Annotated in this window: 20 protein-coding genes; 7 read left to right on the top strand and 13 right to left on the bottom strand. The window is 66.0% G+C overall.

Going from position 1 to position 22,244, the window contains the following annotated elements; all coding sequences use genetic code 11:
* The 10 genes from J1N50_RS09185 to J1N50_RS09140 all read right to left on the bottom strand — a co-directional run.
* Window positions 1-1,853, bottom strand: a 1,853-nt coding sequence (locus tag J1N50_RS09185) for a 3-hydroxyacyl-CoA dehydrogenase NAD-binding domain-containing protein (protein ID WP_215353201.1), incomplete at its 3' end; no start/stop codon positions are given.
* Window positions 1,854-1,925: 72 nt separating this feature from the next.
* The gene (locus J1N50_RS09180) at window positions 1,926-3,128 is read right to left on the bottom strand and encodes a serine hydrolase domain-containing protein (protein WP_215353199.1); all 1,203 of its coding nucleotides are present in this window, start codon (window positions 3,126-3,128) and stop codon (window positions 1,926-1,928) included.
* Window positions 3,129-3,141: 13 nt separating this feature from the next.
* Window positions 3,142-3,945: an SDR family NAD(P)-dependent oxidoreductase gene (locus J1N50_RS09175; RefSeq protein ID WP_215353210.1), complete on the bottom strand. Its 804-nt coding sequence runs from the start codon at window positions 3,943-3,945 to the stop codon at window positions 3,142-3,144.
* Entirely contained in the window at window positions 3,945-4,721 is a 777-nt protein-coding gene (locus J1N50_RS09170) for an SDR family NAD(P)-dependent oxidoreductase (RefSeq protein WP_215353197.1), read from the bottom strand. The genes J1N50_RS09175 and J1N50_RS09170 overlap by 1 nt, the downstream gene beginning before the upstream one ends.
* Entirely contained in the window at window positions 4,718-5,791 is a 1,074-nt protein-coding gene (locus tag J1N50_RS09165) for a phosphotransferase family protein (protein WP_215353195.1), read from the bottom strand. The genes J1N50_RS09170 and J1N50_RS09165 overlap by 4 nt, the downstream gene beginning before the upstream one ends.
* Window positions 5,788-6,879 carry a Zn-dependent alcohol dehydrogenase gene (locus J1N50_RS09160; protein ID WP_215353192.1) on the bottom strand — a complete coding sequence of 364 codons (1,092 nt, stop codon included), beginning with the start codon at window positions 6,877-6,879 and terminating at the stop codon, window positions 5,788-5,790. Before J1N50_RS09160 ends, J1N50_RS09165 begins: the two co-directional genes overlap by 4 nt.
* Before the next feature lie 24 nt (window positions 6,880-6,903).
* A complete protein-coding gene (locus J1N50_RS09155) occupies window positions 6,904-8,196 on the bottom strand; it encodes an acyl-CoA dehydrogenase family protein (RefSeq protein WP_215353189.1) in 1,293 nt (430 codons plus the stop codon).
* 123 nt (window positions 8,197-8,319) lie between these two features.
* On the bottom strand, window positions 8,320-9,759 hold the full coding sequence (locus J1N50_RS09150; RefSeq protein WP_215353187.1) for an MFS transporter: 1,440 nt from the start codon (window positions 9,757-9,759) through the stop codon (window positions 8,320-8,322).
* Window positions 9,756-11,195 (bottom strand): MFS transporter, encoded by a 1,440-nt coding sequence (locus J1N50_RS09145; protein WP_215353185.1) that lies wholly within the window; start codon window positions 11,193-11,195, stop codon window positions 9,756-9,758. Before J1N50_RS09145 ends, J1N50_RS09150 begins: the two co-directional genes overlap by 4 nt.
* Window positions 11,192-12,049: an SDR family NAD(P)-dependent oxidoreductase gene (locus tag J1N50_RS09140; RefSeq protein ID WP_215353183.1), complete on the bottom strand. Its 858-nt coding sequence runs from the start codon at window positions 12,047-12,049 to the stop codon at window positions 11,192-11,194. Before J1N50_RS09140 ends, J1N50_RS09145 begins: the two co-directional genes overlap by 4 nt.
* A gap of 171 nt (window positions 12,050-12,220) precedes the next feature.
* Here J1N50_RS09140 and J1N50_RS09135 point away from each other — a divergent pair, with 171 nt between their 5' ends.
* The 4 genes from J1N50_RS09135 to J1N50_RS09120 all read left to right on the top strand — a co-directional run bounded on the left by J1N50_RS09135 (window position 12,221) and on the right by J1N50_RS09120 (window position 16,177).
* On the top strand, window positions 12,221-13,402 hold the full coding sequence (locus tag J1N50_RS09135; RefSeq protein WP_215353182.1) for an acyl-CoA dehydrogenase family protein: 1,182 nt from the start codon (window positions 12,221-12,223) through the stop codon (window positions 13,400-13,402).
* Between the two features lie 4 nt (window positions 13,403-13,406).
* Window positions 13,407-14,525 carry an acyl-CoA dehydrogenase family protein gene (locus J1N50_RS09130; RefSeq protein WP_215353181.1) on the top strand — a complete coding sequence of 373 codons (1,119 nt, stop codon included), beginning with the start codon at window positions 13,407-13,409 and terminating at the stop codon, window positions 14,523-14,525.
* Between the two features lie 139 nt (window positions 14,526-14,664).
* Window positions 14,665-15,468: an SDR family oxidoreductase gene (locus J1N50_RS09125; RefSeq protein WP_215353180.1), complete on the top strand. Its 804-nt coding sequence runs from the start codon at window positions 14,665-14,667 to the stop codon at window positions 15,466-15,468.
* A 190-nt stretch (window positions 15,469-15,658) separates the two neighbouring features.
* Window positions 15,659-16,177, top strand: coding sequence for a hypothetical protein (locus tag J1N50_RS09120; RefSeq protein ID WP_215353177.1), 519 nt, complete (start codon window positions 15,659-15,661; stop codon window positions 16,175-16,177).
* 192 nt (window positions 16,178-16,369) lie between these two features.
* On the opposite strand, the gene ppc is transcribed toward J1N50_RS09120, so the two are convergent.
* The 3 genes from ppc to J1N50_RS09105 form a co-directional block, all read right to left on the bottom strand.
* On the bottom strand, window positions 16,370-19,039 hold the full coding sequence (gene ppc / locus J1N50_RS09115) for a phosphoenolpyruvate carboxylase (protein WP_215353174.1): 2,670 nt from the start codon (window positions 19,037-19,039) through the stop codon (window positions 16,370-16,372).
* Between the two features lie 64 nt (window positions 19,040-19,103).
* Window positions 19,104-19,517: a YbaY family lipoprotein gene (locus J1N50_RS09110; RefSeq protein ID WP_215353171.1), complete on the bottom strand. Its 414-nt coding sequence runs from the start codon at window positions 19,515-19,517 to the stop codon at window positions 19,104-19,106.
* Between the two features lie 198 nt (window positions 19,518-19,715).
* A complete protein-coding gene (locus J1N50_RS09105) occupies window positions 19,716-20,282 on the bottom strand; it encodes an HNH endonuclease (protein ID WP_058456388.1) in 567 nt (188 codons plus the stop codon).
* Window positions 20,283-20,452: 170 nt separating this feature from the next.
* On the opposite strand from J1N50_RS09105, the gene gluQRS reads away from it, so the two are divergent.
* From gluQRS to J1N50_RS09090, 3 genes are read left to right on the top strand one after another with little or no spacing between them, the layout of a single operon-like run.
* Window positions 20,453-21,304, top strand: coding sequence for a tRNA glutamyl-Q(34) synthetase GluQRS (gluQRS, locus tag J1N50_RS09100; protein WP_215353169.1), 852 nt, complete (start codon window positions 20,453-20,455; stop codon window positions 21,302-21,304).
* A gap of 9 nt (window positions 21,305-21,313) precedes the next feature.
* On the top strand, window positions 21,314-21,541 hold the full coding sequence (locus tag J1N50_RS09095) for an HIG1 domain-containing protein (RefSeq protein WP_215353168.1): 228 nt from the start codon (window positions 21,314-21,316) through the stop codon (window positions 21,539-21,541).
* 55 nt (window positions 21,542-21,596) lie between these two features.
* Window positions 21,597-22,178 (top strand): cob(I)yrinic acid a,c-diamide adenosyltransferase, encoded by a 582-nt coding sequence (locus J1N50_RS09090; protein WP_215353162.1) that lies wholly within the window; start codon window positions 21,597-21,599, stop codon window positions 22,176-22,178.
* Window positions 22,179-22,244: the final 66 nt, after the last annotated feature.

Below are 22,244 nucleotides of genomic sequence, written 5' to 3'. Positions count from 1 at the left end.
TGCGCCTTGCCTTCGGCAAGGATCAGCGCGCCCTCGTTGACCATCGGATAAAGGGTGCGCTCGATGATCTCCTGATCGGTGATCTCGCGCTTTTCGATCCCCGCCTTCTTGCGGAACTCGTCGATGATCTCCTCGACGCGTGCGCTCGGCGTCGGAGTGCGCTTCTCGTCATAGTCGTAGAAGCCCGCCTGCTTCTTCTGGCCCCAGCGGCCTTCGGCGCAGAGCGCGTCGCGGATGCTTTCGATCCGGTTCGGGTCGCGGTGCCAGCCGATGTCGACGCCCGCAAGGTCGCTCATCTGGAACGGACCCATCGGCATGCCGAAATCGGTGTGGACCTTGTCGACCTGCTGCGGGGTCGCGCCTTCAAGCAGCAGCTTCTGCGCCTCGATCTGGCGCGGGGCGAGCATCCGGTTGCCGATGAAGCCGTGGCAGACGCCGGCGACGACCGACACCTTGCCGATCTTCTTGCCCCACGCCATCGCGGTCGCGAGCACGTCGTCCGAGGTCTTTTCGCCGCGCACGACTTCGAGCAGCTTCATGACGTTCGCGGGCGAGAAGAAGTGCATACCGACGACGTCGCCGGGGCGGCTGGTCGAGGCGGCGATCTCGTCGATGTTGAGGTAGCTGGTGTTCGATGCAAGGATCGCGCCGGGCTTGGCGATCTTGTCGAGCTTGCCGAAAATCTCCTTCTTGACCCCCATGTCCTCATAGACCGCCTCGATGATCAGGTCGCAGTCGGCGAGGGCTTCGAGCTCCAGCGACGGCGTGATCAGCCCCATCATCTGGTCGACCTGTTCGGGCTTGAAGCGGCCCTTCGCCGCCGACGCGTCGTAATTCTTGCGGATGACGCCGAGACCGCGGTCGAGCGCTTCCTGCTGCATCTCGACGATCGTGCAGGGAACGCCCTTCTGCAGGAAGTTCATCATGATCCCGCCGCCCATCGTGCCGGCGCCGATGATGCCGACCTTCTTGACGTCGCGGAGCTGGATGTCCTTCGGCAGGCCGTCGATCTTCGCGGCCTGACGCTCGGCGAAGAACAGGTGGCGCTGCGCCGCCGACTGGCTGCCCATCATCAGCTTCATGAATTCCTGGCGCTCGAAGGCGAGGCCTTCGTCGAAGGGCAGCCGTGTCGCCGCCTCGACGCAGGCGAGGTTCGCATAAGGCGCCTCGAACCCGCGCCAGCGCTTGGCGTTCGCGACCTTGAGCTGTTCGATGACCGCGACGTCGCCGAACACCGGCCGCTCGCGCGTCGGGCGCGGGCCGTCGGCGATCTTGGCGCGCGCAAAGGCGATTGCGTCGGCGGCCAGGCTGTCCTCGCCCGCGAGGGCATCGACGAGGCCAAGATCCTTCGCCTTCGCAGCGGGCAGGGGGTCGCCGAGCGAGGTCATCGTCGCGGCGGCTTCGACGCCGACGACGCGCGGCAGGCGCTGCGTGCCCCCCGCGCCGGGCAGCAGGCCGAGCTTCACTTCGGGCACGCCGAGCTTCGCCGAGGGGACGGCGACGCGGTAGTGGCAGACGAGCGCGGTCTCGAGACCGCCGCCGAGCGCGGTGCCGTGGATCGCGGCGACGACCGGCTTGGTCGCGGCCTCGATCATGTTGAGCACCGCATTGAAGTCGGGACCGCGCGGCGGCTTGCCAAACTCGCTGATGTCGGCGCCGGCGATGAAGGTGCCGCCGTCGCAGCGCAGCACGATCGCCTTGACGCCGTCGTCGGCGAGCGCGGCTTCGAAATTATCCTTGAGGCCCTGGCGAACGTGCCACGAGAGCGCGTTCACCGGCGGATTGTTGACGATGACGACGGCGACGTCGCCGTCCTTCTGCAACGTCACGCTGACGGGGGTTTCTTCGGACATGGGAGACTCCTCTTGAATATAGGACCGTCCGCTCGGGCTTTGTCCGCTGCGGACGGAGGGTGGGTGGGCGTTTCAGTCGTCGATGGCGGCGTGGACGAGCGTCTTGACCTCGCGCCGGACGGCATAGGTGGACGATGGCATGAGCTGGGTCATGAAGACCATGCAGATTTGCTCGACCGGATCGACGAAGAAGCCGGTCGAGAACATGCCGCCCCAGTAAAAATCGCCGGCCGAGCCCGGAATGCCCGCGCTGGCGGGGTCGAGCGTGACCGCGAAGCCGAGGCCGAAGCCGACCCCGGCATTCTCGTCCTCCGAAAAAATGCCGACGCTGTGCTGCGTCAGGTCGCCGCCGCCGACAAGATGGTTCGAGGTCATCAAATCCAGCGTCTTGCGGCCGATGATCCGCACATCGCCGAGCTTGCCGCCACCGAGCAGCATCAGGCAGAAGCGGTGATAATCGTGCAAGGTCGAGGCAAGCCCGCCGCCGCCCGAATGGAAGCTGCGGTCCTTCGCCCAGCGGCTGCGGTCGCCGCTGTCGAACGGCTTCATCTTCTCCCTGGGGTCGAACGCGTAGCAGTCGGTGAGGCGATGCTGCTGGTCGGCGGGTACCTTGAAGCCGGTGTCGACCATGCCGAGGGGAGCGAAGATGCGTTCCTGCAAAACCTGCGCGAAAGGCTTGCCCTCGATGCGTTCGATGACGGCGCCGAGCACGTCGGTGGCCATCGAATAATTCCAGTGCGCGCCGGGGTCGAACTGAAGCGGGATCTTCGCCAGATCGGCGATAAAGCTGTCCATCGTGTAATCGGCGTCGAAATCGTCGATCCGCGCTTTGCGGTAAGCCGCATCGACCGGGGTGCGTTCCTGAAACCCATAGGTCAGGCCCGATGTGTGGCGCAGCAGGTCGACCATGCGGATCGGCTGCGTCGGCGGCCGCGTCAGGAAGGGGACGTTGCCGCCGCCGGCGACGAACACACCGGTATCCTTGAATTCGGGGCAGAATTTGGTGAGCGGGTCGCTGAGCGCAACCTTGCCCTCTTCGACCAGCATCATGAAGGCGATGCTGGTGATCGGCTTGGTCATGCTGGCGATGCGGAAAATCGCATCCTCCTTCAGCGCGTCGCCCGGCCGCGCCTCGCCGATGCACGACAGATGCGCGACCTCGCCGCGTCGCGACACCAGGGTCGCGGCGTGCGGAAGGCGGCCGGTGTCGACATATTTGGCCTGCAGGAAAGCCGGGATGCGGTCGAGCCGCCCGGTGTCGAATCCGTGACTCATATAGCCTCCGCGCTCAGTGTGACGTCTGACCAAGCAACTGGCGCGTCACCGGATGCGAACTGGTAAGCCCGCCGTCGACCGCGATCGCCTGACCGTTGACATAGCTCGCCTGGTCGCTCGCAAGGAAGAGGGCGACATTGGCAAGCTCCTCGGGCTGCGCCGCGCGGCGTAGCGGGTTGAGCTGGCCGAGCTTGTGCGTGACCTCCTTGGCCTTGGCATAGTCGAAGGTCGGCTTGGTCATGCCGGTCTCGGTCAGGCCGGGGCAGATCGCGTTGACGCGCACGCCGCTGGTCGACAATTGCTGCGCCGCGACCTTGGCGAGATTGATGACGCCCGCCTTCGAGGCAGAATAGGCGCCCGGACCTGCGCCCGAATTGATCCCCGCGACGCTGGCGGTCAGCACGATCGCGCCGCCGCGGCCCTGGTCGACCATCGCCTTGCCGGCGTGCTTCACCATCAGCGCGGGGCCGATCAGGTTGACGCGCAGCGTTTCGGCCCAGGCGGCGGGGTCGAAATCGAAGATACCCCCCATGTCGCCGATGATCCCGGCGTTTGCGAACGCGACATCGAGCCCGCCGAAGCTGTCCTTTGCGGTCGCGACCAGCTTCGCGACATCGGCCTCGACCCCTGCGTCGATCTCGAGCGCGATCGCTTCGCCGCCCGCATCCTTGATCGCCTGCGCGGTGTCGTGCACCGCCGCCGTCTTGTCGCCGAGCACCAGCTTCGCACCCTCGGCGGCGAAACGCAGCGCGCTCGCGCGGCCGATCCCGCTGCCCGCGCCGGTGATGATTGCGATCTTGCCGTCCAATGCGCCCATCATGCGCCTCCCGAAATCGTGGCGCCGCCATCGCAGACGATGGTCTGGCCGGTTGTGAATGCTCCCGCCTTGCTGGCGAGGAAGACCGCGGCGCCCGCGATCTCGTGCGGTTCGCCGATCCGCTTCAGCGTCGAAGCGGCGGTCGAGCGCCGCAGATTTTCGGGATCCTCCCACAGCGCGCGCGCCATGTCGGTGCGGATCAGCCCCGGCGCGATGCAATTGACGCGAACGCCGCTCGCGCCCAGCTCGACCGCGAAGTTGCGCGCCATCTGCATGTCGGCGGCCTTCGAGATGCAATAGGCGCCGATGATCGGCGATCCCTTGAGTCCGCCGATCGAGCTGATGATCGTGATCGCGCCTTCGCCGCGTTCGACCATCTCGGGCGCGACCATCGAGATCAGCCAGTGGTTCGACAGGATGTTATTGTCCATGATCTTGCGGAACTGGTCGTCGCTGATCCCGAGTCCGGGGCCGTAATAGGGGTTCGACGCGGCGTTGCAGACCAGCGCGGTGATCTTGCCGAACGCCTTTCGCGTCGTATCGACGAGGTGCTGCAAATCGTCCTTCGACGAGATATTCGCGGGGACAGCGATCGCGGTGCCGTCGCCGAACCGTGCATTGATCTCGGCCGCGGTGGCGTCGCAGGCGTCCTGCTTGCGGCTCGAGATCACGACCTTTGCGCCCTGCTCGGCCATCGCCTCGGCGATCGCCTTGCCGATGCCGCGCGACGATCCGGTGATCAGCGCGACCTGACCGCTCATGTCGAAAAGGCTCATGCGCCTGCCTTTCGTGCAAAATCCCACGCCTTTTCCGCGAGGGGGAGGACGCGTTCGGACATCGCCCTGGCATGGGCGGAGGAAGCGGTGCCGTCGATGACGCGCTTCTTGATCCCCTGCATGATCCCGGCAAGGCGGAAGAAGTTATAGGCGAAATACCAGTTCATGTCGGGCACGCCGTCGCGGCCCGTTGCCTGGCAATAGCGCTCGACGACCTCGTCGAGTTCGGGAATGCCGAGCGCTTTGCGGTCGAGGTCCATGACCCCCGACCGTCCGCCATTCTCGGTCACCCAGGCCATTGCGACATAGGTGAAATCGGCGAGCGGATCGCCGAGCGTCGAGAGTTCCCAGTCGAGCACCGCCAGAACTTCGGGCCGGTCCTTCGCGTAGATCATATTGTCGATGCGATAGTCGCCGTGGACGACGCTGGTGCGCGTCTGTTCGGGCAAGGTGGCGGGCAGCCAGGCGATCAGCCGCTCCATCTCGTCCATCGTCTCGGTTTCGGAGAGCTTGTACTGCTTCGTCCAGCGGTCGACCTGGCGCCCGAAATAATTGCCGGGCTTGCCATAATCGGAAAGCCCCGCCGCCTCGACGTCGACATTGTGCAAGGCGGCGAGCGTGTCGATCATCGCAAAATAGGTCGCGCGCCGGTTTTCCGGCGTCGATCCCGGCATCGATCCGTCCCAGATCGTCTGGCCGTCGACCATGCCCATGACGTAGAACCAGCTGCCGATGACGCTGTCGTCGGTGCAAAGACCATATTGCCGCGCGACGGGGAAGCCGGTCTTATGGAGTCCGGCCTGCACCTTATATTCGCGGTCGACCGCATGCGCCGAGGGGAGCAGCGGGCCAAAGGGCTTGCGGCGCAGGACATAATTGCCCGACGGCGACGAAATCTTGTAGGTTGGATTCGACTGGCCGCCGGCAAACTTGCTTTGCGTCAGCGGGCCGTTGAAGCCCTCGACATGGGCTTCCATCCATGCGGTCAGCTTCGCCTCGTCGAGCACGTCGGCGCCCTCGGGCGCGACGGTGCCGCTGAAGGCCTTTTGCGCATCGAGACCCGTCGTCATTGGTCGAACACGATCACCGACCGCGCGGCATCGCCCTTTCGCATCTTGTCGAACCCTTCGTTGACCTTCGCGAGCGGGATCGTCTCGGCGACGATGCTGTCGAGGTCGAGCAGCCCGCGGAGGTAGAAGTCGACGAGGCGCGGGATGTCGACCGGGAAGCGGTTGCCGCCCATGATCGCGCCCTGCAACTTCTTGCCCGAGAGCAGGTCCATCGCCGACAGGCCGACCTTTTCGGCGAGCGGCATCATGCCGAGGATCGTCGCGGTGCCGCCGCGGCGGAGCGAAGCGACCGCCAGGGTCGCCGAGGCGGGGCGCCCGACGGCTTCGATCGCATGATCGACGCCGCCCTTCGAGATTTCGACGATCTGCTTTGCCGCATCGTCGGACAGCGCGTCGACGACATCGGTCGCGCCCAGTTTCTTCGCGAGTTCGCGCTTTTCGGGGACGGGGTCGGCGGCGATGATGCGGCCCGCTCCGGCGATCTTCGCGGCGTTGATCGTCGCGAGGCCGACGCCGCCGCAACCGACGACCGCGACGGTCTCGCCCGGCGTCACCTTGCAGGCGTTGAAGATCGTGCCCGCACCCGTCGTCACCGCGCAGCCGATCACCGCGGCGCGGTCGAGCGGCATGTCGGGGTCGATCGCGACGCAGGCATGTTCGTGGACCAGCATCACCTCCGAAAAGGCGCTGAGGTTGAGCATCTGGTTCACCGGCGACCCGTCGGGGCGGGTGATGCGCGGCGCCGATCCGGCCGCGCGCCGCGTGTCGCCGCCGAGGCACAGCGACATGCGCCCGCTGACACAAAACTCGCAATGGCCGCAGAAAGCGGAGAGGCAGGTGACCACCGCGTCGCCGGGCTTCACCGTGCGAACCTCGCTGCCGACCGCTTCGACGATCCCCGCCGCCTCGTGCCCGGGAATCGCGGGCAGCGGGTGCGGATAGGCACCGTCGATGAAGTGCAGGTCCGAATGGCACAGGCCGCACGCCGCGGTGCGGATGCGCACCTCGTGCGGGCCGGGCCTGTCGACGACGACATCTTCGATGACGAGCGGCTTGCCCGGCTCGATCAGAACGGCAGCTTTGGTCAATCTCTCTCTCCGGATGGTCAGATTCTATCGCGAAACGCCGATGTCGCCCGACGAGAAGCCGGCATCGGTCGCGGCGGCCGAATGCTTCGCAAGCTCGATGCGCGAGATCGCGCGGGCGTGCACCTCGTCGGGGCCGTCGGCCAGGCGCAGCGTGCGCTGGCCGGCGTACATTTTGGCGAGGCCGAAATCGTCGCTGACGCCGCCGCCGCCATGCGCCTGGATCGCATCGTCGATGATCTGCAGCGCCATGTTCGGCGCCTGCACCTTGATCATCGCAATCTCCGCCGCGGCCGACTTGTTGCCGACCTTGTCCATCATGTCGGCGGCTTTCAGGCAGAGCAGGCGCGTCATCTCGATGTCGATCCGCGCGCGCGCAATGCGCTGTTCCCAGATGCTGTGCTCGGCGATCGTCTTGCCGAAGGCGACGCGCGACTGGAGCCGCTTGCACATGCGCTCCAGCGCTTCCTCGGCGACGCCGACGGTGCGCATGCAGTGATGGATGCGGCCCGGCCCGAGGCGGCCCTGCGCAATCTCGAAGCCGCGGCCCTCGCCCAGCAGCATGGCATCCTCGGCGTTGACGCGGACGTCCTTCAGCTCGATTTCCATATGGCCGTGCGGCGCGTCGTCATAGCCGAAGACGGGCAGGAAGCGCTTGATGTTGATCCCCGGCGCATCCATCGGCACGACCAGCATTGACTGCTGCGCGTGGCGCTTGGCGCCGAAGTCGGTCTTGCCCATCACGATCGCCACCTTGCAGCGCGGATCGCCCGCGCCCGACGACCACCATTTGGTGCCGTTGATTACATAATCGTCGCCGTCGCGTTCGATGCGGGTTTCGATGTTCGTCGCATCGGACGAGGCGACCGCGGGTTCGGTCATCAGGAAGGCCGACCGGATTTCGCCGTTCATCAGGGGCGCGAGCCACTTGTCCTTCTGCGCCCGCGTCCCGTAGCGGTGAAAGACCTCCATGTTGCCGGTGTCGGGCGCCGAGCAGTTGAACACTTCGCTCGCAAAACCGATGCGGCCCATCTCTTCGGCGCAGAGCGCATATTCGAGGTTGGTCAGGCCCGGGCCTTCGAACTCGAAGCTCTCGTCGACATGATGGTGCGCGGCGCTGCGCGGCGGCATGAACAGGTTCCAGATGCCCGCGGCCTTCGCCTCGGCCTTCAGATCCTCGACAATCTGGATCACCTTCCAGCGATCGCCGGCGGCGTCCTGCTCCTTGTAGGTCGGCACGGCCGGGCGGACCTTGCGCTCGATGAAATCGCGAACCCGGCCCTGCCAGTGTTTCTGCCGGTCGGTAAGATCGAAATCCATCGCTACATCCTTCCCTTTACGTTTACGTAAACCCTTGGGCCGATTCGGTCGTTTTGCCAAGGCCCGGATGCCGCGAAATCGCATTTTTCTGCGATCGGCGGACATTATGTTTCGGTATATTCGCTATGAGCGCTCCTTATGGCCGGGCTCGCCGCCGCCAAGCAGCGCCAGCCGCGCCTCGTGGCTGGCCCGATCAATCGCGTAACGACGCAGCCCGACCGCGGCGAGCACCCCGATCGCCACCATCAGCCCGGCGTAAATCCATCCCATCTGGGTCGCCGTGTCGGCGGGCAGGTCCTCGGGCCGCATCCGCTCGCCCAGCCCCGCAAAGGCGACGAGCTGGCCGACGAGGAAGATGCCGAGCGCCTGTCCGAATTTCTGCGTCATCAGATAGCCCGCGAAAAACACGCCCTCGATTCGCGTGCCATGATCGACCTCGTGCGCCTCGACGATCTCGGCGACCATCGACGCGGCGGAGATGTTCGCCACTATCTGCCCGAACAGCGACAGCGTCATGAAGCCGAGCAGCAGAATGACCGACGCCGTGCCACCGAGCTCGGGCCAGAAGCCCAGGTTGCGCGCGGCATAGGGCAGGAAGGCGAGCGCGCCGCTGAACAGCGCGGCGGCGATCGCGGTGTCGCGCTTGCCGAAGCGGCGATGCGCGCGCCCGACCGCGGCGAAGGCGCCGAACACCGCGATCGCGAGGCCAAGCGGATACCAGGCGAACTGCGCGTCGCCGAGCTTCCAGACATAGAGCATCATATAGTTGATCGAGGCGATCGCGGTCGCATAGCCGGTGACGATGAACAGCGCTCCGCTCGCCAGCGCGACGAAAGCGGGGTTGCGAAAGGCGAGCGCGATGTCGGCGAATATCGAATTGCCGTGGCCCGCTGCGGGCGGCGGCGGCAGGGAGACGATGCGCCGGTGCTGTCCCAGCGCCGATCCCAGCGTCGTCACCAGGATCATCGCCGCGCCGAACAGCCCGAATCCGGTATAGCCCGCGGCTTCGAGCAGGCCGCTCTGTCCCGGCTCGTCGCTCGTCAGGAAATAGCCATAGGCGAGCGCGGTTGCGGTGAGCCCGCCCAGCCAACCGAACAGGAAGCGGAAGCGCATCAGCGTCGTGCGCTCGTCATAGTCGCGCGTCAGTTCGGCGACGAGCGACACCGACGGGATTTCGCACGCCGAAACGAGGATGCGCACCGCAACTACGTTGACGATCAGGCCCAGCGTCGAATGTTTCGCGATGTCGGGCGAGACCCACAGCAAGGCCCAGGCGATCGCCATCGGCACCGCCGCGCCATAGAGCCAGGGCAGCCGCCGCCCGAACCGCGTGCGCGTCGCGTCGGACAGGCGTCCGATCAGCGGGTCGACCAGCGCGTCGATCACCATCGCGCCGATCAGCACCAGCGACACGGTGCGCGGGTCGAAGCCGAGCACCTGGTTGTAATAGAGCATGAAGAAGGTGGTGAGCCCCGCCTCTTTGATGCCCAGCGTCACGCTGCCCAGCCCGTGCGCCAGCTTGATCCGCATCGGCAGCGGGCCGGGAGGCGCGGGCGTAATCATTGCAGGCCGGTCGCTTCGGTCGCCGACAATGCGGCGATCCGTGCCTCATGGTCGGCGCGGTTGATCGGAAAGCGCGAGAAGATCCACGTCGAGCAGGCAGCGGCGATCACCACGATCACGCCATAGCTCACCACCAGCCGTTCGATCACCTCGGGCGCGACCTGGCCCGGGATCGCCTTCGACGGCAGCCCCGACAGGCTGATCAGCAGGCCGGTCAGCCCGATGCCGACCGCGGTCGCGCATTTCTGGACGAACATCCAGCCCGCCGCGAACACGCCCTCGGTGCGGCGCCCGGTCTCGACCTGCGAGGCTTCGACGACGTCGGCGAGCATCGACTGGCCCGAGATCATCACCATCACCGCATTGATGTTCGACAGCAGGATGAAGCCCATCAACAGGTTGCTGGAAAAACTCGATCCGATCGCGGGCCAGTTCCCCGACAGCAGCAGCATGAAGGGGACGACCCAGAAAATCGTGCTGATGATCCCGCACACCACCGCGGTCCGTTTCTTGCCGAAACGGTGGTGCAGCGGCTGTACGAGCAGGAACGAGCCGATGACGCTTGCCATCAACAGCCAGGGCAGCGCCGCGAAGGCGCCGTCGGAGAAGCGCCAGACATAAAGGTAGAGGAAGTTCGAGATGGTGAAGGTCATCTGCGTGCTCGAAATCGCGACCAGCGACGCGCCGAGCAGGATCAGCGCGGCGGGGTGGCGCAGCGACTCCCATATCTCGGCAAAAAGACGCTTCGGCGAACCGGGCTGGGGCCTGGTTGCGGGCAGGTGCGCGACGCGGCGATGCTGGCCGATCGCCGAGATCAGCACCGTCGCCGCCATCAGGATCGCGCCGCACAGGCCATAGAGCCAGTATCCGGCGGGATTGAGCTGGCCGAATTCGTGCGTCGCGTCGGGGCGCAGGAAGACCGTGTTGGCGAGGAAGAAGACGAGCAGCCCGCCGCCCCACGCGAAGAGGAAGCGGAAGCGGACGAGCGCGGTGCGCTCGTCATAATCGCTCGTCAGCTCGGCGACGAGCGATTGCGACGGCACCTCGCAGCACGACACCAGCGTGCGCACCAGCACCGCGACGACGACCAGATAGGCGAAGATATGCGTGTGGTCGTCGGGCGGCGACCAAAGCAGCATCCATGCGAAAGCGAGCGGGATCGGCGCAAGATAAAGCCACGGATGCCGTCGGCCCCAGCGCGTATAGGTGCGGTCGGAGAAATAGCCGATCAGCGGATCGACGAAGGCGTCGGCGAGCAACGCGAACATCAGCGCGAGCGATACCAGCTTTGCGTCGAGCCCGACAACCTGGCTGTAGAAGATCAGCAGAAAGGTCGAAAAGCCGTTGTCCTTGACGCCATAGGCGACGCTGCCGAGGCCGTGGAACAGCTTGAGCCGGACCGGCAGACGCGTCTGCGCCGGGGTGTCGGCGGTCACCCGGCGGCTCCGGCTTTCGCCGCTTCCTCCATCGCCAGCAGGGCGTCGAACATCCCCGGCGTTTCCTTGTCCCACGCGTGGCGCTGGCCGATGGTCAGCCCGCCGTCGACGAGCATATGCGTGCCGGTCATAAAGCTCGATTCCTCGCTCGCGAGATAGGCGACCGCGTTCGCGATATCCTCGGGCTGGCCGCCGCGCGCGACGGGCTGTGCGTTCGCGCTCATCTGCGCAATGACGGCGTTCGCCTGTGTCTTGAGCTCGCCCGGCACGTCGAGCGAGGCGGTGAAGATATTGGTGTTGATAAAGCCGGGGCAGATCGCGTTCACGCGGATGCCATATTGCGCCAGGTCGGTCGCCGCGACCTTGCTGAGGTGCAGCACGCCCGCCTTCGCCACCGCATAGGCGGTCGGCGAATAGCCCGCGCCGAGCGCCGCGACGCTTGCTGTGTTGACGATGCTGGCGCCCTGGCGATGCTTCATATGCGGCGCGGCATAGCGGATCCCCATCGCGACCGATTTCAGCACCAGATCCATCGTCCGGTCCCAGCCCTCGGGGGTGATCTCGTCGATCGGCGCGCGGTCGCCGCCCGCAGCGGCATTGTTGAAGACGATGTCGATCCCGCCGGCTTTCTCGGCGGCGGTGTTCATCAGCGCTTCGATATCGGCGGGGACGGTGACGTCGCAGCGAACGAAATCGATCTTGCCGTTCGACTGCTCGGCGAGCGCGCGGCCGCCGGCTTCGTCGATGTCGGCGGCGAAGACATGCGCGCCTTCGCCCGCGAGTTTCAGCACGGCGGCCTTGCCGATGCCCGATGCCGCGCCGGTGACCACGGCGATCTTGCCTGCGAATCGCATATCCTCTGCTCCCGTTTTATTTTGCCACGCAACTTAGGCGCGAAGCCCGTCGCGTCAACGGCGAGCAACCTTCCGTTACGGCGCCGTAGCGTCGGCTTCCTGGCCCAAGTTGACGCTTGCGTAAAGCAGCTCTCCGGTCCTAGATTTGCGGCCAGAAGAGGAGCCTTGAAGATGAGCGATCTGGACGCCTTCCGCGCCGAAGTGCGCGCGTGGCTGGAAGAGAATTGTCCGCCCGAAATGCGCGAACCCGTCCGCGGTGACGAGGATATTTGCTGGGGTGGCCGCAACTGGAAATTCCAGAGCGAGGCGCAGAAGCTGTGGCTCGAACGCTGTGTGGCGAAAGGCTATACCGTTCCCGACTGGCCGAAGCCCTATGGCGGCGCCGGTCTCTCGGCGGCCGAGACCAAGATCCTCAAGCAGGAAATGGCGCGTATCGGCGCCCGCTCGCCGCTCAACAGCTTCGGCATCTGGATGCTCGGCCCGGCGCTGCTGCAGTTCGGCACCGAGGAGCAGAAGGTCGATTATCTCAACCCGATCGCGCGCGGCGAAATCCGCTGGTGCCAGGGCTATTCGGAACCCGGCTCGGGCAGCGACCTCGTGTCCCTGCAGACCTATGGCGAGGACAAGGGCGATCACTGGGTCGTCAACGGCCAAAAGATATGGACCAGCTACGCCGACAAGGCCGACTGGATCTTCTGCCTCGTCCGCACCGACAAGACGAACAAATATCAGGGCATCACCTTCATGCTCTTCGACATGGCGACCCCGGGCGTCACGACGAAGCCGATCAAGCTGATCTCGGGGAACAGCCCGTTCTGCGAGACCTTCTTCGACGATGTGAAGGTGCCGAAGACCCAATATGTCGGCGAAATCAACCGCGGCTGGGACGTCGCCAAATATCTCCTCGGGCACGAGCGCGAGATGATATCGGGCGGCGATTCGGCGGGCGAACTCGTCAGCCTGGGCGGCGCGCTTGCCGGGGTGCTCGGCCGCAACGAGGCGGGCCAGCTCGACGATCCGATCCTGCGCGCCCAGCTTGCGGCATTCGACGTCGACGCCTTTGCCTATCGCGCGATGGGCGAGCGCTTCATCGATATGTGGAAGACCGGCCGCGCGCATCCGGCGTCGTCGAACATGATGAAATATGTCGGGACCGAACTCAACAAGGTGCGGCACGAGCTGGTGATGGCGTGCGGCGGCAGCGAAGCGCTCGAATGGGACAGCCCCGAAACCAAGGGCGGCGCGCGTCCGCGCGCGTGGCTCCGCACCAAGGCCAATTCGATCGAGGGCGGGACGAGCGAAATTCTGCTCAATGTCGTCGCCAAACGCATTCTCGACCTGCCGGGAGCCTGATTTCATGCCGCTTTATCATAATGAAGACCAGCTGATGCTGAAGGACAGCGTCGGCCCGTTCATCGCCGAACAGGCGCCGGTCGCGCATCTTCGCCAGCTTCGCGACAGCGACGACGCCACCGGCTTCTCGCGCGACCTCTGGGCGCAGTTCGTCGAAATGGGTCTGCCCGGGATGCTCGTTCCCGAGGCGCACGGCGGGCTCGGCATGGGGCATATCGAGGCGGGCATCGTGCTCGAGGAAATCGGCCGCAACCTGACCCCCTCGCCCTTCCTGTCGACCAGCGTCGGCGCGGTCGCGGCGCTCGCGAAGGCGGGCGGCACGCAGGCCGAGCGCTGGCTTCCCGCGATTGCGGCCGGCGAGGCGATCGTCGCGCTGGCGATCGACGAGGGATCGAAGCACCGCCCCGACCGCATCGCGACGACCGCGACGCGCGCGGGCAACGGCTTTCGCCTCGACGGCAAGAAGAGCTTTGTCCTCCACGGCCATGTCGCCGACATGAGCATCGTCGCGGCGAAAACCGACGGTGGCATCACTTTGTTCGCGGTGCCGAAGGATGCGAAAGGGGTCACCGCCGATCCGCGCCGCTTGGTCGACTCCAGCCTTGCGAGCCATGTCACCCTCGACGGGGTCGAGGTCGATGCCGACGCGGTCATCGGTGAGGTCGATGCGGGCGGCGAAATCCTCGACGCGCTGCTCGCCGCCGCGCGCACCGGCGCCGCCGCCGAAATGGTCGGCGTCGGGCAGGGCGCGATGGACATGACCGTCGGCTATCTCAAGGAACGCAAGCAGTTCGGGCGACTGATCGGCGAATTCCAGGCGCTCCAGCATCGCGCCGCGCATCTTTATGGCGAGATGGAAGTCGCGCGCGCGGCGGTGATGAAGGCGCAGGAACTGCTCGACCAGGGCAATGAGGGCGCGAAGCTGATGGTTTCGGTCGCCAAGGCCAAGGCGGGCCGCGCCGCGAATCTCGCGGTGCGCGAGGGCGTCCAGATGCACGGCGGCAGCGGCATGACCGACGAATATGACATCGGCCTCTATATGAAGCGCGACCGCGCACTCGCCGAATATATGGGCGATGTCCATTATCACACCGAACAGGTCGCGCGAATGAGCGGCTATTGATCTCACCCCTCCCGCAGGCGGGAGGGGTAGCGAGACTTGCGAGCTTGCTTGCTAGTCGCAGCGGGGTGGGCAACCGAACCGTCGCTGGCCCACCCCTAACCCCTCCCGCCTGCGGGAGGGGAATGATCGGAGAATGACAATGAACCTCAATGACATGTTCGGCCTTGACGGCCGCATCGCGCTCGTCACCGGCGGCTCGCGCGGGATCGGCAAGATGATCGTCGAAGGCTATCTCGCCGCGGGCTGCGCGCGCGTCTATATCTCGGCGCGCAAGACCGCCCAGATCGAGGAAGCCGTCGCCGATTTCGAGACGCGCTATCCGGGCAAGGTCGTCGGGCTCCCCGTCGATCTCTCGACCGTCGAGGGTTGCCGCGCGCTCGCCAAGGAACTCGAAGCGCGCGAGGAACGCCTCGACATCCTCGTCAACAACGCCGGCGCCGCATGGGGCGAGCCGTTCGAGGGCTTTCCCGAGGCGGGCTGGGACAAGGTGATGGACATCAACGTCAAATCGCCCTTCTTCCTGACGCAGGCGCTGCACGGGCTGATGAAGGCGGCGGGTACGCCTGAGCGCCCCGCGAAGGTCATCAACATCGGCTCGATCGACGGCATGCGCCTCAATCCGTGGGAAACCTACAGCTATCACGCTTCGAAGGCGGCGATCCTGTACCTGACCAAGCGCCTTGCGGCGCGGCTCGTCACGGACAATATCATCGTCACCGCGATCGCCCCCGGCGCCTTCCAGTCGGACATGAACAAGGCGGCGCGCGACCATGGCGACGCGGTCGCCAAGAGCATTCCGGTGAAGCGCATCGGCGTGCCCGAGGATATGGCCGGCGCCGCGATCTTCCTCGCGTCGAAGGCCGGCGATTATGTCGTTGGCGACACGATCACGGTCGACGGCGGGCTGGTGCATGGCGATTTGCGGACGAGCATCGACGCGTAAGGTAATCTTCCATTTTCTCGTCACCCTGAACTTGTTTCAGGGTCCATGACCTGACGTTGAAATCTGCGCCGCCTCGGCAGCCAGGTTCGACCATGGATGCTGAAACAAGTTCAGCATGACGAAAGTGGAGATCATTGACTCACATTCCCTCAAGGTGTATTATATAACTAATGCACCAAGGAGATGTGCCATGCGTTTTGCCTTTCTGATCCCCCCGATGATGCTCCTCGCCGCCTGCGGGCAGGGCGAGGAGAAGAAGGATAAGACCGAAGTCTCGATCAACGCCGGCGACGAGCATGGCGGTGTCGAGATCACGGCCAGCAAGGACGGCAACGGCCGGATCAAAATCGGTGGCGACGGCGTCGGAATCGACATGAAGATCCCCGATTTCGTCGACCTCGACGTCGAGGGCGATTTCGATATCGACGGCGTGAAACTCTATCCGGGCAGCAATGTCACCACGGTCAATGTCGACGCGAGCGACAAGAACGGTCAGGACAAGGCGACGGTCGAGCTTGGCTTCACCTCACCCGCGGCGCCCGCGAAGGCGGCCGACTGGATGGCGGGCGAATTCGCCAGGAAGAATATCCAGGTCCAGCGCGCCGGCGACACCTTGCGCGGGACGACCAAGGATGGCGATGATTTCAAGATCGACTTCGGCCCCGACGGCGCGAACGCCAAGGGCAAGGTGACGATTACGAAGAGCTGAGCGCAATCCCACCCTCCCCCTTGATGGGGGAGGCAGCGAGACTTGCGAATTTATTCGCTAGTCGCAGCTGTGGGGGTGCGGTTCCGGCCTGATGCGGCGGCGCGCCCACGCGCGATCACCCTCATCCAATTTCGCCTAGCCGCTTTGCGGCAAGGCTGCGTATCCTTCTCCCATCAAGGGAGAAGGAAGTCGCTACCCGCTATTGCGCAGCGCCGTCGCGATGGCGTTGATCGTCAGCTGGATGCCCTCGGCGATCCGCGGGTCGGTCTCGCCCGCGCGGTGGCGCTTCATCAGCTCGATCTGCAGCAGGTTCAAGGGCTCGATATAGGGCAGCCGCAGCCGGATCGACGCCTCAAGCGCGGGATTCTTCTCGAGCAGCCGCGACTGGCCGGTGATGGCGAGCAGCCCGTCATGCGCGCGGTTCCAGCCGTCGCGGATGCGGGTGAAGATTTCGGCATGCCCCTCGACCCCGCTCGCCAGTTCGGCATAGCGCGCGGCGATCCCCATGTCGGATTTGGCGAGCACCATCTCCATATTGCCGAGCAGCGCGGCGAAGAAGGGCCAGCTTTCCGCCATATCGGCGAGCAGCGCCTTGTCGCCGAACTCGGAAAATGCCTCGCCCGTCCCGAACCAGCCGGGCAGCATCGTGCGCGCCTGCGCCCAGCTGAACACCCACGGGATCGCGCGCAGATCCTCGATGGCGGTCGATTTGGTGCGGCTCGACGGCCGCGACCCGATCTTGAGCCCCGCGATCTCGGCGATCGGAGTCATCGCGCGAAAGAAATCCTTGAACGTCGGCGTTTCGTAAACGAGCCCGCGATAGGCCTTGAACGCGCTGCTCGACAGCGCATCCATCGCCGCGGTGAAGCGCCCGCTATTGGCGTCGCCCATCCCCTCGGGCTCGAGGCTCGCGAGCAGGCTGGCCGAGACCATCGCCTCCAGGTTCGTCGCCGCGCTGTCGGCGGTGCCATATTTCGCCGCGATCACCTCGCCCTGCTCGGTGATGCGGATGCGCCCCTGCACCGTCCCCGCGGGCTGCGCGCGGATCGCGGCAAAGGCGCTGCCGCCCCCGCGCCCGACCGCGCCGCCGCGGCCGTGGAACAGCTGCATTGCCGTGTCGGCGGCGTCGAACACCGGGGTCAGCGCGTCGGACGCCTGATGCAGCCCCCAGGTCGAGGTGAGGTAGCCGCCGTCCTTGTTCGAATCCGAATAGCCGATCATCACTTCCTGATGCCCGCGCGCGGCGATGTGCGGCGCGATCTCGGGTAGCGCGAAGTACCGCGCCATGATCGCGGGCGCGTCGCCCAAGTCGGCGATCGTCTCGAACAGCGGCACGACCATCAGCGTGTCCTTGCCCTCGGCCGACCACAGCCCCGCCTCGCGCGCGAGGACATGGACTTCCAGCAGGTCGGACAGGCTCTCGGCCTTGCTGATGATCCACTGCAGGATCGCCTGATGGCCGAGTGTCGCACGGATGTCCGCGGCGGCGTGAATGATCGCGAGTTCACCCGCGGTTTCCTCGCTCCATTGGTGCCATGCGGCGGCAAGCGGGCGGTTCACCCCGAGTTCGCGGCGGAGCAGCGCGACGCGCGCCTCCTCGTCCAGCGCCAGATAGTCGCTCTCGACCCCCGACACCCTGAGCAGCTCGGCGAGCACGCGTTCGTGGACCGCGCTGTTCTGCCGCATGTCGAGCGTCGCGAGGTGAAAGCCGAACACCTCGACCGCGCGGATCAGCCGCCCGAGCGCACCGATCCCGACCAGCTGCCCCTCGCCGCTCGCCGACAGCCCGTTCGCGATGATCAGCAGATCGCGGCGGAAATCGGCCGGCGTCGCATAAGGCGCGCCCTTCAGCGCCGGCGGGCGCGGCGGCGCCTTGCCGACGATGCCGGCGTAAGTGGCGCACACGCGCGCGTAAATCCCCGACAGCGCCCGGCGATAGGGCTCGTCGCGGCGGCTCGGCGCATTGTCGCCGCTCGCCTCGGCCAGCGCCTCGACCGCTTCGGGGACGGGCGCGAGCCCCGATGACACCGACAACTCGGCGCCGAGGCCGTGGACGGCGTCGGCGTAGTGGCCGAGCACCGCCGCGGCATTGCGGCTCGTCGCCAGCTTCAGCGTCTCGGCGGTGACGAAGGGATTGCCGTCGCGGTCGCCGCCGATCCAGCTCCCGACGCGCAGGAAGCTCGCCGGGCGCCGGCCCAGCTCCTTTTCCCAGCGCGCATAGAGCTTGGGCAGCACCGGCACGAAGACGTCGCGAAGGTAGGTCAGCGCATTGTCGATCTCGTCGGCGACGAACAATTTTTCCATGCGCAGCGGCCGCGTCTGCCACAGCAGGACGATCTGCCGCCGGATCGCTTCCTCGACGATGTCGCCCTCGGGCGTCTCGTCCTGCCCGGCATCGCGCAGCCGCATCAGTTCGGCGATGCGGTTCTTGTGGTCGAGCACCGACTTGCGCCGCACCTCGGTCGGGTGCGCGGTCAGCACCGGCGCGATGAGTGCGGCATCAAGCAGCGCCGCGACCGCGTCGCTGTCGATCCCGTCGGCGCGCAGCTTGTCAAGCGCCGCGGCGACCGTCGCTTCGGGCTCGGCGGCGACGCCCTGCCGGTCCTCGGCCAGGTTCGCGAGCATCGAAAAGAGCATGAACCCGCGCACGAAGGCGACGGTGTCGTCGAGGCTCAGCGCATCGAGCCCCGGATCGATCGCTTCGGCCCCCGCGATCCCGCGATGCCTGTCCACGCTCGACGAGCGGATATATTCGGTCTGCCGGAACAGTTTCTCGCCGCCATAGGCGCGAATGACGTCGCCGAGAATCCGCCCGAGATAGCGGATGTCGGGATTCTGCGAGATCTGGATCGGCGGTCCCATGCGCCGGATTGCTGCACCTGCGAAGGCGCAGCGTCAAGCCGCGCATAGCTATGCTGGCGACAGATCAGTGCGTCTTCACCAGCAGCAGCGTTCCCAGATCGATCACCGACCGGCTATCGAATGTAACGGAGTTGCGCGTGTCGGTGATGAACATCAGCTTGCCGTCGGCATCGGTGATCCGCGCCGATACGGCATAGCTGTGCCGCGGATCGATGTCGGCGCGGTCGACGGTGAGGGTGAACGCGAAGGGCGCCTGCCTGCCCTCGCTTGCAAAGCTCTGCGTCGCCATATTGGTGGCGGGCGCATCGGCCAGGCTGACATCGTCGAGCCGCACCTCGATCTGCGCCGTCGGCGGCAGCGCGATGCGCTCGCGATAGGCGATGCTCCCCGTGACCGCGACGGTGCGCTCGGCGGGTGCTGTCGTCGCGCAGGCGGCGAGCGAGAGGGCGCCGGCGAACGGAACGGCAAAACGGAGCATGATCTTCCCCCTGTTCATCGTTCCCGCGAAGGCGGGAGTCCGGCTTTCCTGTCGCATCATCTTTGCGCCTTCGCGCCTTTGCGTGAAACAAGAAAAACGGACCTCACGCGAAGGCGCAAAGGCACGAAGAAGAAAACCGGATCGCTTGGTTGGTTGCGCGCCTATCCGCGGCCTTCGCGGGGATCACGAGCGGGTATGTCACCCTTCCAGTTCGACATCCCAGTAAAGCCAGTCGATCCAGCTTTCATGCAGATAATTGGGCGGGAAGCAGCGGCCATTGTCCTGCAACTGCCAGCTCGTCGGACGCCACGGCTGCTGGTGCAGCGGCATGTGCGCCTGTTGCGGCGTCCGGCCGCCCTTCTTGAGGTTGCACGGCGCGCAGGCGGTGGCGACATTCTCCCAGCTCGTCCGTCCGCCGAGGCGGCGCGGCACGACATGATCGAACGTCAGATCCTTCCCCGACCCGCAATATTGGCACGCGAAGCGATCGCGCAGGAACAGGTTGAAGCGCGTGAAGGCCGGATATTGCGACGGCTTCACATATTGCCTGAGTGCGATCACGCTCGGGATCGGCATCGTCCGCGTCGGCGAATGAATCTCGCGCTCGTAATTCTCGACGATCGTCACCCGGTCGAGGAAAACCGCCTTGACCGCAGTCTGCCACGGCCACAGGCTCAGCGGATAGTAACTCAGCGGCGTATAGTCTGCGTTGAGGACGAGAGCCGGACAGGAATCGGGATGCCGGGCAAGATCGGGATGGAACATGGCTTGGTAACGCTGCCCCCATTTCTTCGCGGGATGGCGCGCCACTGCCTTCCCTGCGTGACACCGTCATTACATGACGTATCAGATTCTGGCGTCAAGGGGCTTATGTCCGCAAGATATGGAATGATTCGCTTTGGCACGGCACAGCATATGGATTCGCCCGGGCTGCCATGCTGACGCGCTTCGCGCCGAGTCCGACGGGCGAGCTTCATCTGGGCCATGCCTATAGCGCGGTGCTCGCGCACGGCGCGGCGCGCGCCGCAAACGGGCGCTTCCGGGTCCGGATCGACGATATCGATGGAAGTCGATCGCGCGAGCACTATGTCACGGCCTCGCTCGCCGACCTCGCCTGGCTCGGGCTCGACCCGGACGGCGATCCGGTGCGCCAGTCGGCGCATCTCGGACGCTATGCCGCCGCGCTCGACGAGCTGCGTTCGCGCGGGCTCGTCTATCCCTGTTTCTGCACCCGCGCCGATATCGCCGCCAGCCTCGCCGCGCCGCACGGTCCGTCCGGTTCGATCTACCCCGGCGCCTGCCGCCATCTATCCGGAGCCGAACGCGACCGTCGCCTCGCGGTCGAGCCGCACGCTTGGCGCCTCGATATGGCGCGCGCCGCCGCGCTCGCGGGCGAGCTTCGCTGGGAAGAGCAGGGGCGGGGGATGCGCGTTGCCGACCCGTCGGCGCACGGCGATATCGTCCTTGCGCGCAAGGATGCCCCCGCCAGCTATCATCTCGCCTCGACCCTCGACGATGCCGCGATGGGCGTCACGCACGTCATTCGCGGCGCCGACCTTATCGCCTCGACCGATGTCCACCGGCTGCTGCAGGCGCTGCTCGGCCTGCCGACCCCGGTCTATCGCCACCACGGCCTCGTCTGCGGCCCCGACGGCAAAAGGCTCGCGAAACGCGACGCCGCCGCCTCGCTCGCCTCGCTTCGCGATGCCGGCGTCGACGGCCCCGCGCTCGCCGCCGATTTGCTCGCGCAGCGGCTTCCCGCTGGCTATTCGCTGAAAATCCCCTAAAGTGGGGCCATGCAGATCATTCTTGTCCTCGCGGTCGTCGCGGCCGCCGGTCTCGTCCTCTTCTCGCTGGCGCGCGGGCTCATCTATTTTGCGCAGGGTCATCGCGCCGCGGCCGAGGGCAATCTTCGCGAAAACCAGATCATGCAGAACAAGATGATGATGGCCCGCGTGAAGTGGCAGGCGATCACCATCATCCTGCTGATCATCATCGGCCTGACCGCCGCCGGCTCTTCTTAAGCGCTCCGCGCGGATGCGGGGGCGTAGGCCGGTGCCGAAACCCGGGTAGGGAAAAATGGTCAAGCTCAACAAGATCTACACGCGCACCGGCGACGACGGCACCACCGGTCTCGTCGACGGCTCGCGCATTGCCAAATCGGCGCCGCTGATGGCGGCGATCGGCGACGTCGACGAAGCGAACAGCGCGATCGGGCTCGCGGCAGCGGCGCTCGATCCGGCGAACGAAGAGGCGGCGATGCTGTCGCGCATCCAGAACGAGCTGTTCGACCTCGGCGCCGACCTTGCGACCCCGCCCGACGGCCAGTTCGGTTTCGGCCCGCACGACATGGCGCTGCGCATCGTGCCGAGCCAGATCGCGCGGCTGGAGGACGAGATCGACGGCATGAACGATGCGCTCGATGCGCTCAAAAGTTTCATCCTGCCCGGCGGCGCCGAAGCCGCCGCGCGGCTTCATCTCGCGCGTGCGGTGACCCGCCGCGCCGAACGGTCGGCGGTGGCGGCGAATGCCGGGCTCGACCTCAATCCGCTCGCGCTGAACTATCTCAACCGCCTGTCGGACCATCTGTTCGTGATGACGCGGCATATCAACGCGGCTGCCGGCGGCGATATTCTCTGGAAACCCGGCGCGACGCGCTGAGCATCCTCCCGGCGGCGCAGCCGTGGGGAGGGGGACCGCTCGCGAAGCGAGTGGTGGAGGGGCTGC

The sequence above is a fragment of the Sphingopyxis soli genome, assembly GCF_018682675.1.
GTDB lineage: Bacteria > Pseudomonadota > Alphaproteobacteria > Sphingomonadales > Sphingomonadaceae > Sphingopyxis > Sphingopyxis soli.
The sequence above is the reverse complement of the archived record's forward strand: the minus strand, read 5'-3'. Positions and strand labels throughout refer to the sequence as shown.

Coding starts and splice junctions, on each gene's coding strand:
- J1N50_RS09180 (WP_215353199.1), bottom strand. CDS start 3,128: ATGAGTCACGGATTCGACACCGGGCGGCTCGACCGCATCCCGGCTTTC.
- J1N50_RS09175 (WP_215353210.1), bottom strand. CDS start 3,945: ATGGGCGCATTGGACGGCAAGATCGCAATCATCACCGGCGCGGGCAGC.
- J1N50_RS09170 (WP_215353197.1), bottom strand. CDS start 4,721: ATGAGCCTTTTCGACATGAGCGGTCAGGTCGCGCTGATCACCGGATCG.
- J1N50_RS09165 (WP_215353195.1), bottom strand. CDS start 5,791: ATGACGACGGGTCTCGATGCGCAAAAGGCCTTCAGCGGCACCGTCGCG.
- J1N50_RS09155 (WP_215353189.1), bottom strand. CDS start 8,196: ATGGATTTCGATCTTACCGACCGGCAGAAACACTGGCAGGGCCGGGTT.
- J1N50_RS09150 (WP_215353187.1), bottom strand. CDS start 9,759: ATGATTACGCCCGCGCCTCCCGGCCCGCTGCCGATGCGGATCAAGCTG.
- J1N50_RS09140 (WP_215353183.1), bottom strand. CDS start 12,049: ATGCGATTCGCAGGCAAGATCGCCGTGGTCACCGGCGCGGCATCGGGC.
- J1N50_RS09135 (WP_215353182.1), top strand. CDS start 12,221: ATGAGCGATCTGGACGCCTTCCGCGCCGAAGTGCGCGCGTGGCTGGAA.
- J1N50_RS09130 (WP_215353181.1), top strand. CDS start 13,407: ATGCCGCTTTATCATAATGAAGACCAGCTGATGCTGAAGGACAGCGTC.
- J1N50_RS09125 (WP_215353180.1), top strand. CDS start 14,665: ATGAACCTCAATGACATGTTCGGCCTTGACGGCCGCATCGCGCTCGTC.
- J1N50_RS09120 (WP_215353177.1), top strand. CDS start 15,659: ATGCGTTTTGCCTTTCTGATCCCCCCGATGATGCTCCTCGCCGCCTGC.
- ppc (WP_215353174.1), bottom strand. CDS start 19,039: ATGGGACCGCCGATCCAGATCTCGCAGAATCCCGACATCCGCTATCTC.
- J1N50_RS09110 (WP_215353171.1), bottom strand. CDS start 19,517: ATGCTCCGTTTTGCCGTTCCGTTCGCCGGCGCCCTCTCGCTCGCCGCC.
- J1N50_RS09105 (WP_058456388.1), bottom strand. CDS start 20,282: ATGTTCCATCCCGATCTTGCCCGGCATCCCGATTCCTGTCCGGCTCTC.
- gluQRS (WP_215353169.1), top strand. CDS start 20,453: ATGCTGACGCGCTTCGCGCCGAGTCCGACGGGCGAGCTTCATCTGGGC.
- J1N50_RS09095 (WP_215353168.1), top strand. CDS start 21,314: ATGCAGATCATTCTTGTCCTCGCGGTCGTCGCGGCCGCCGGTCTCGTC.
- J1N50_RS09090 (WP_215353162.1), top strand. CDS start 21,597: ATGGTCAAGCTCAACAAGATCTACACGCGCACCGGCGACGACGGCACC.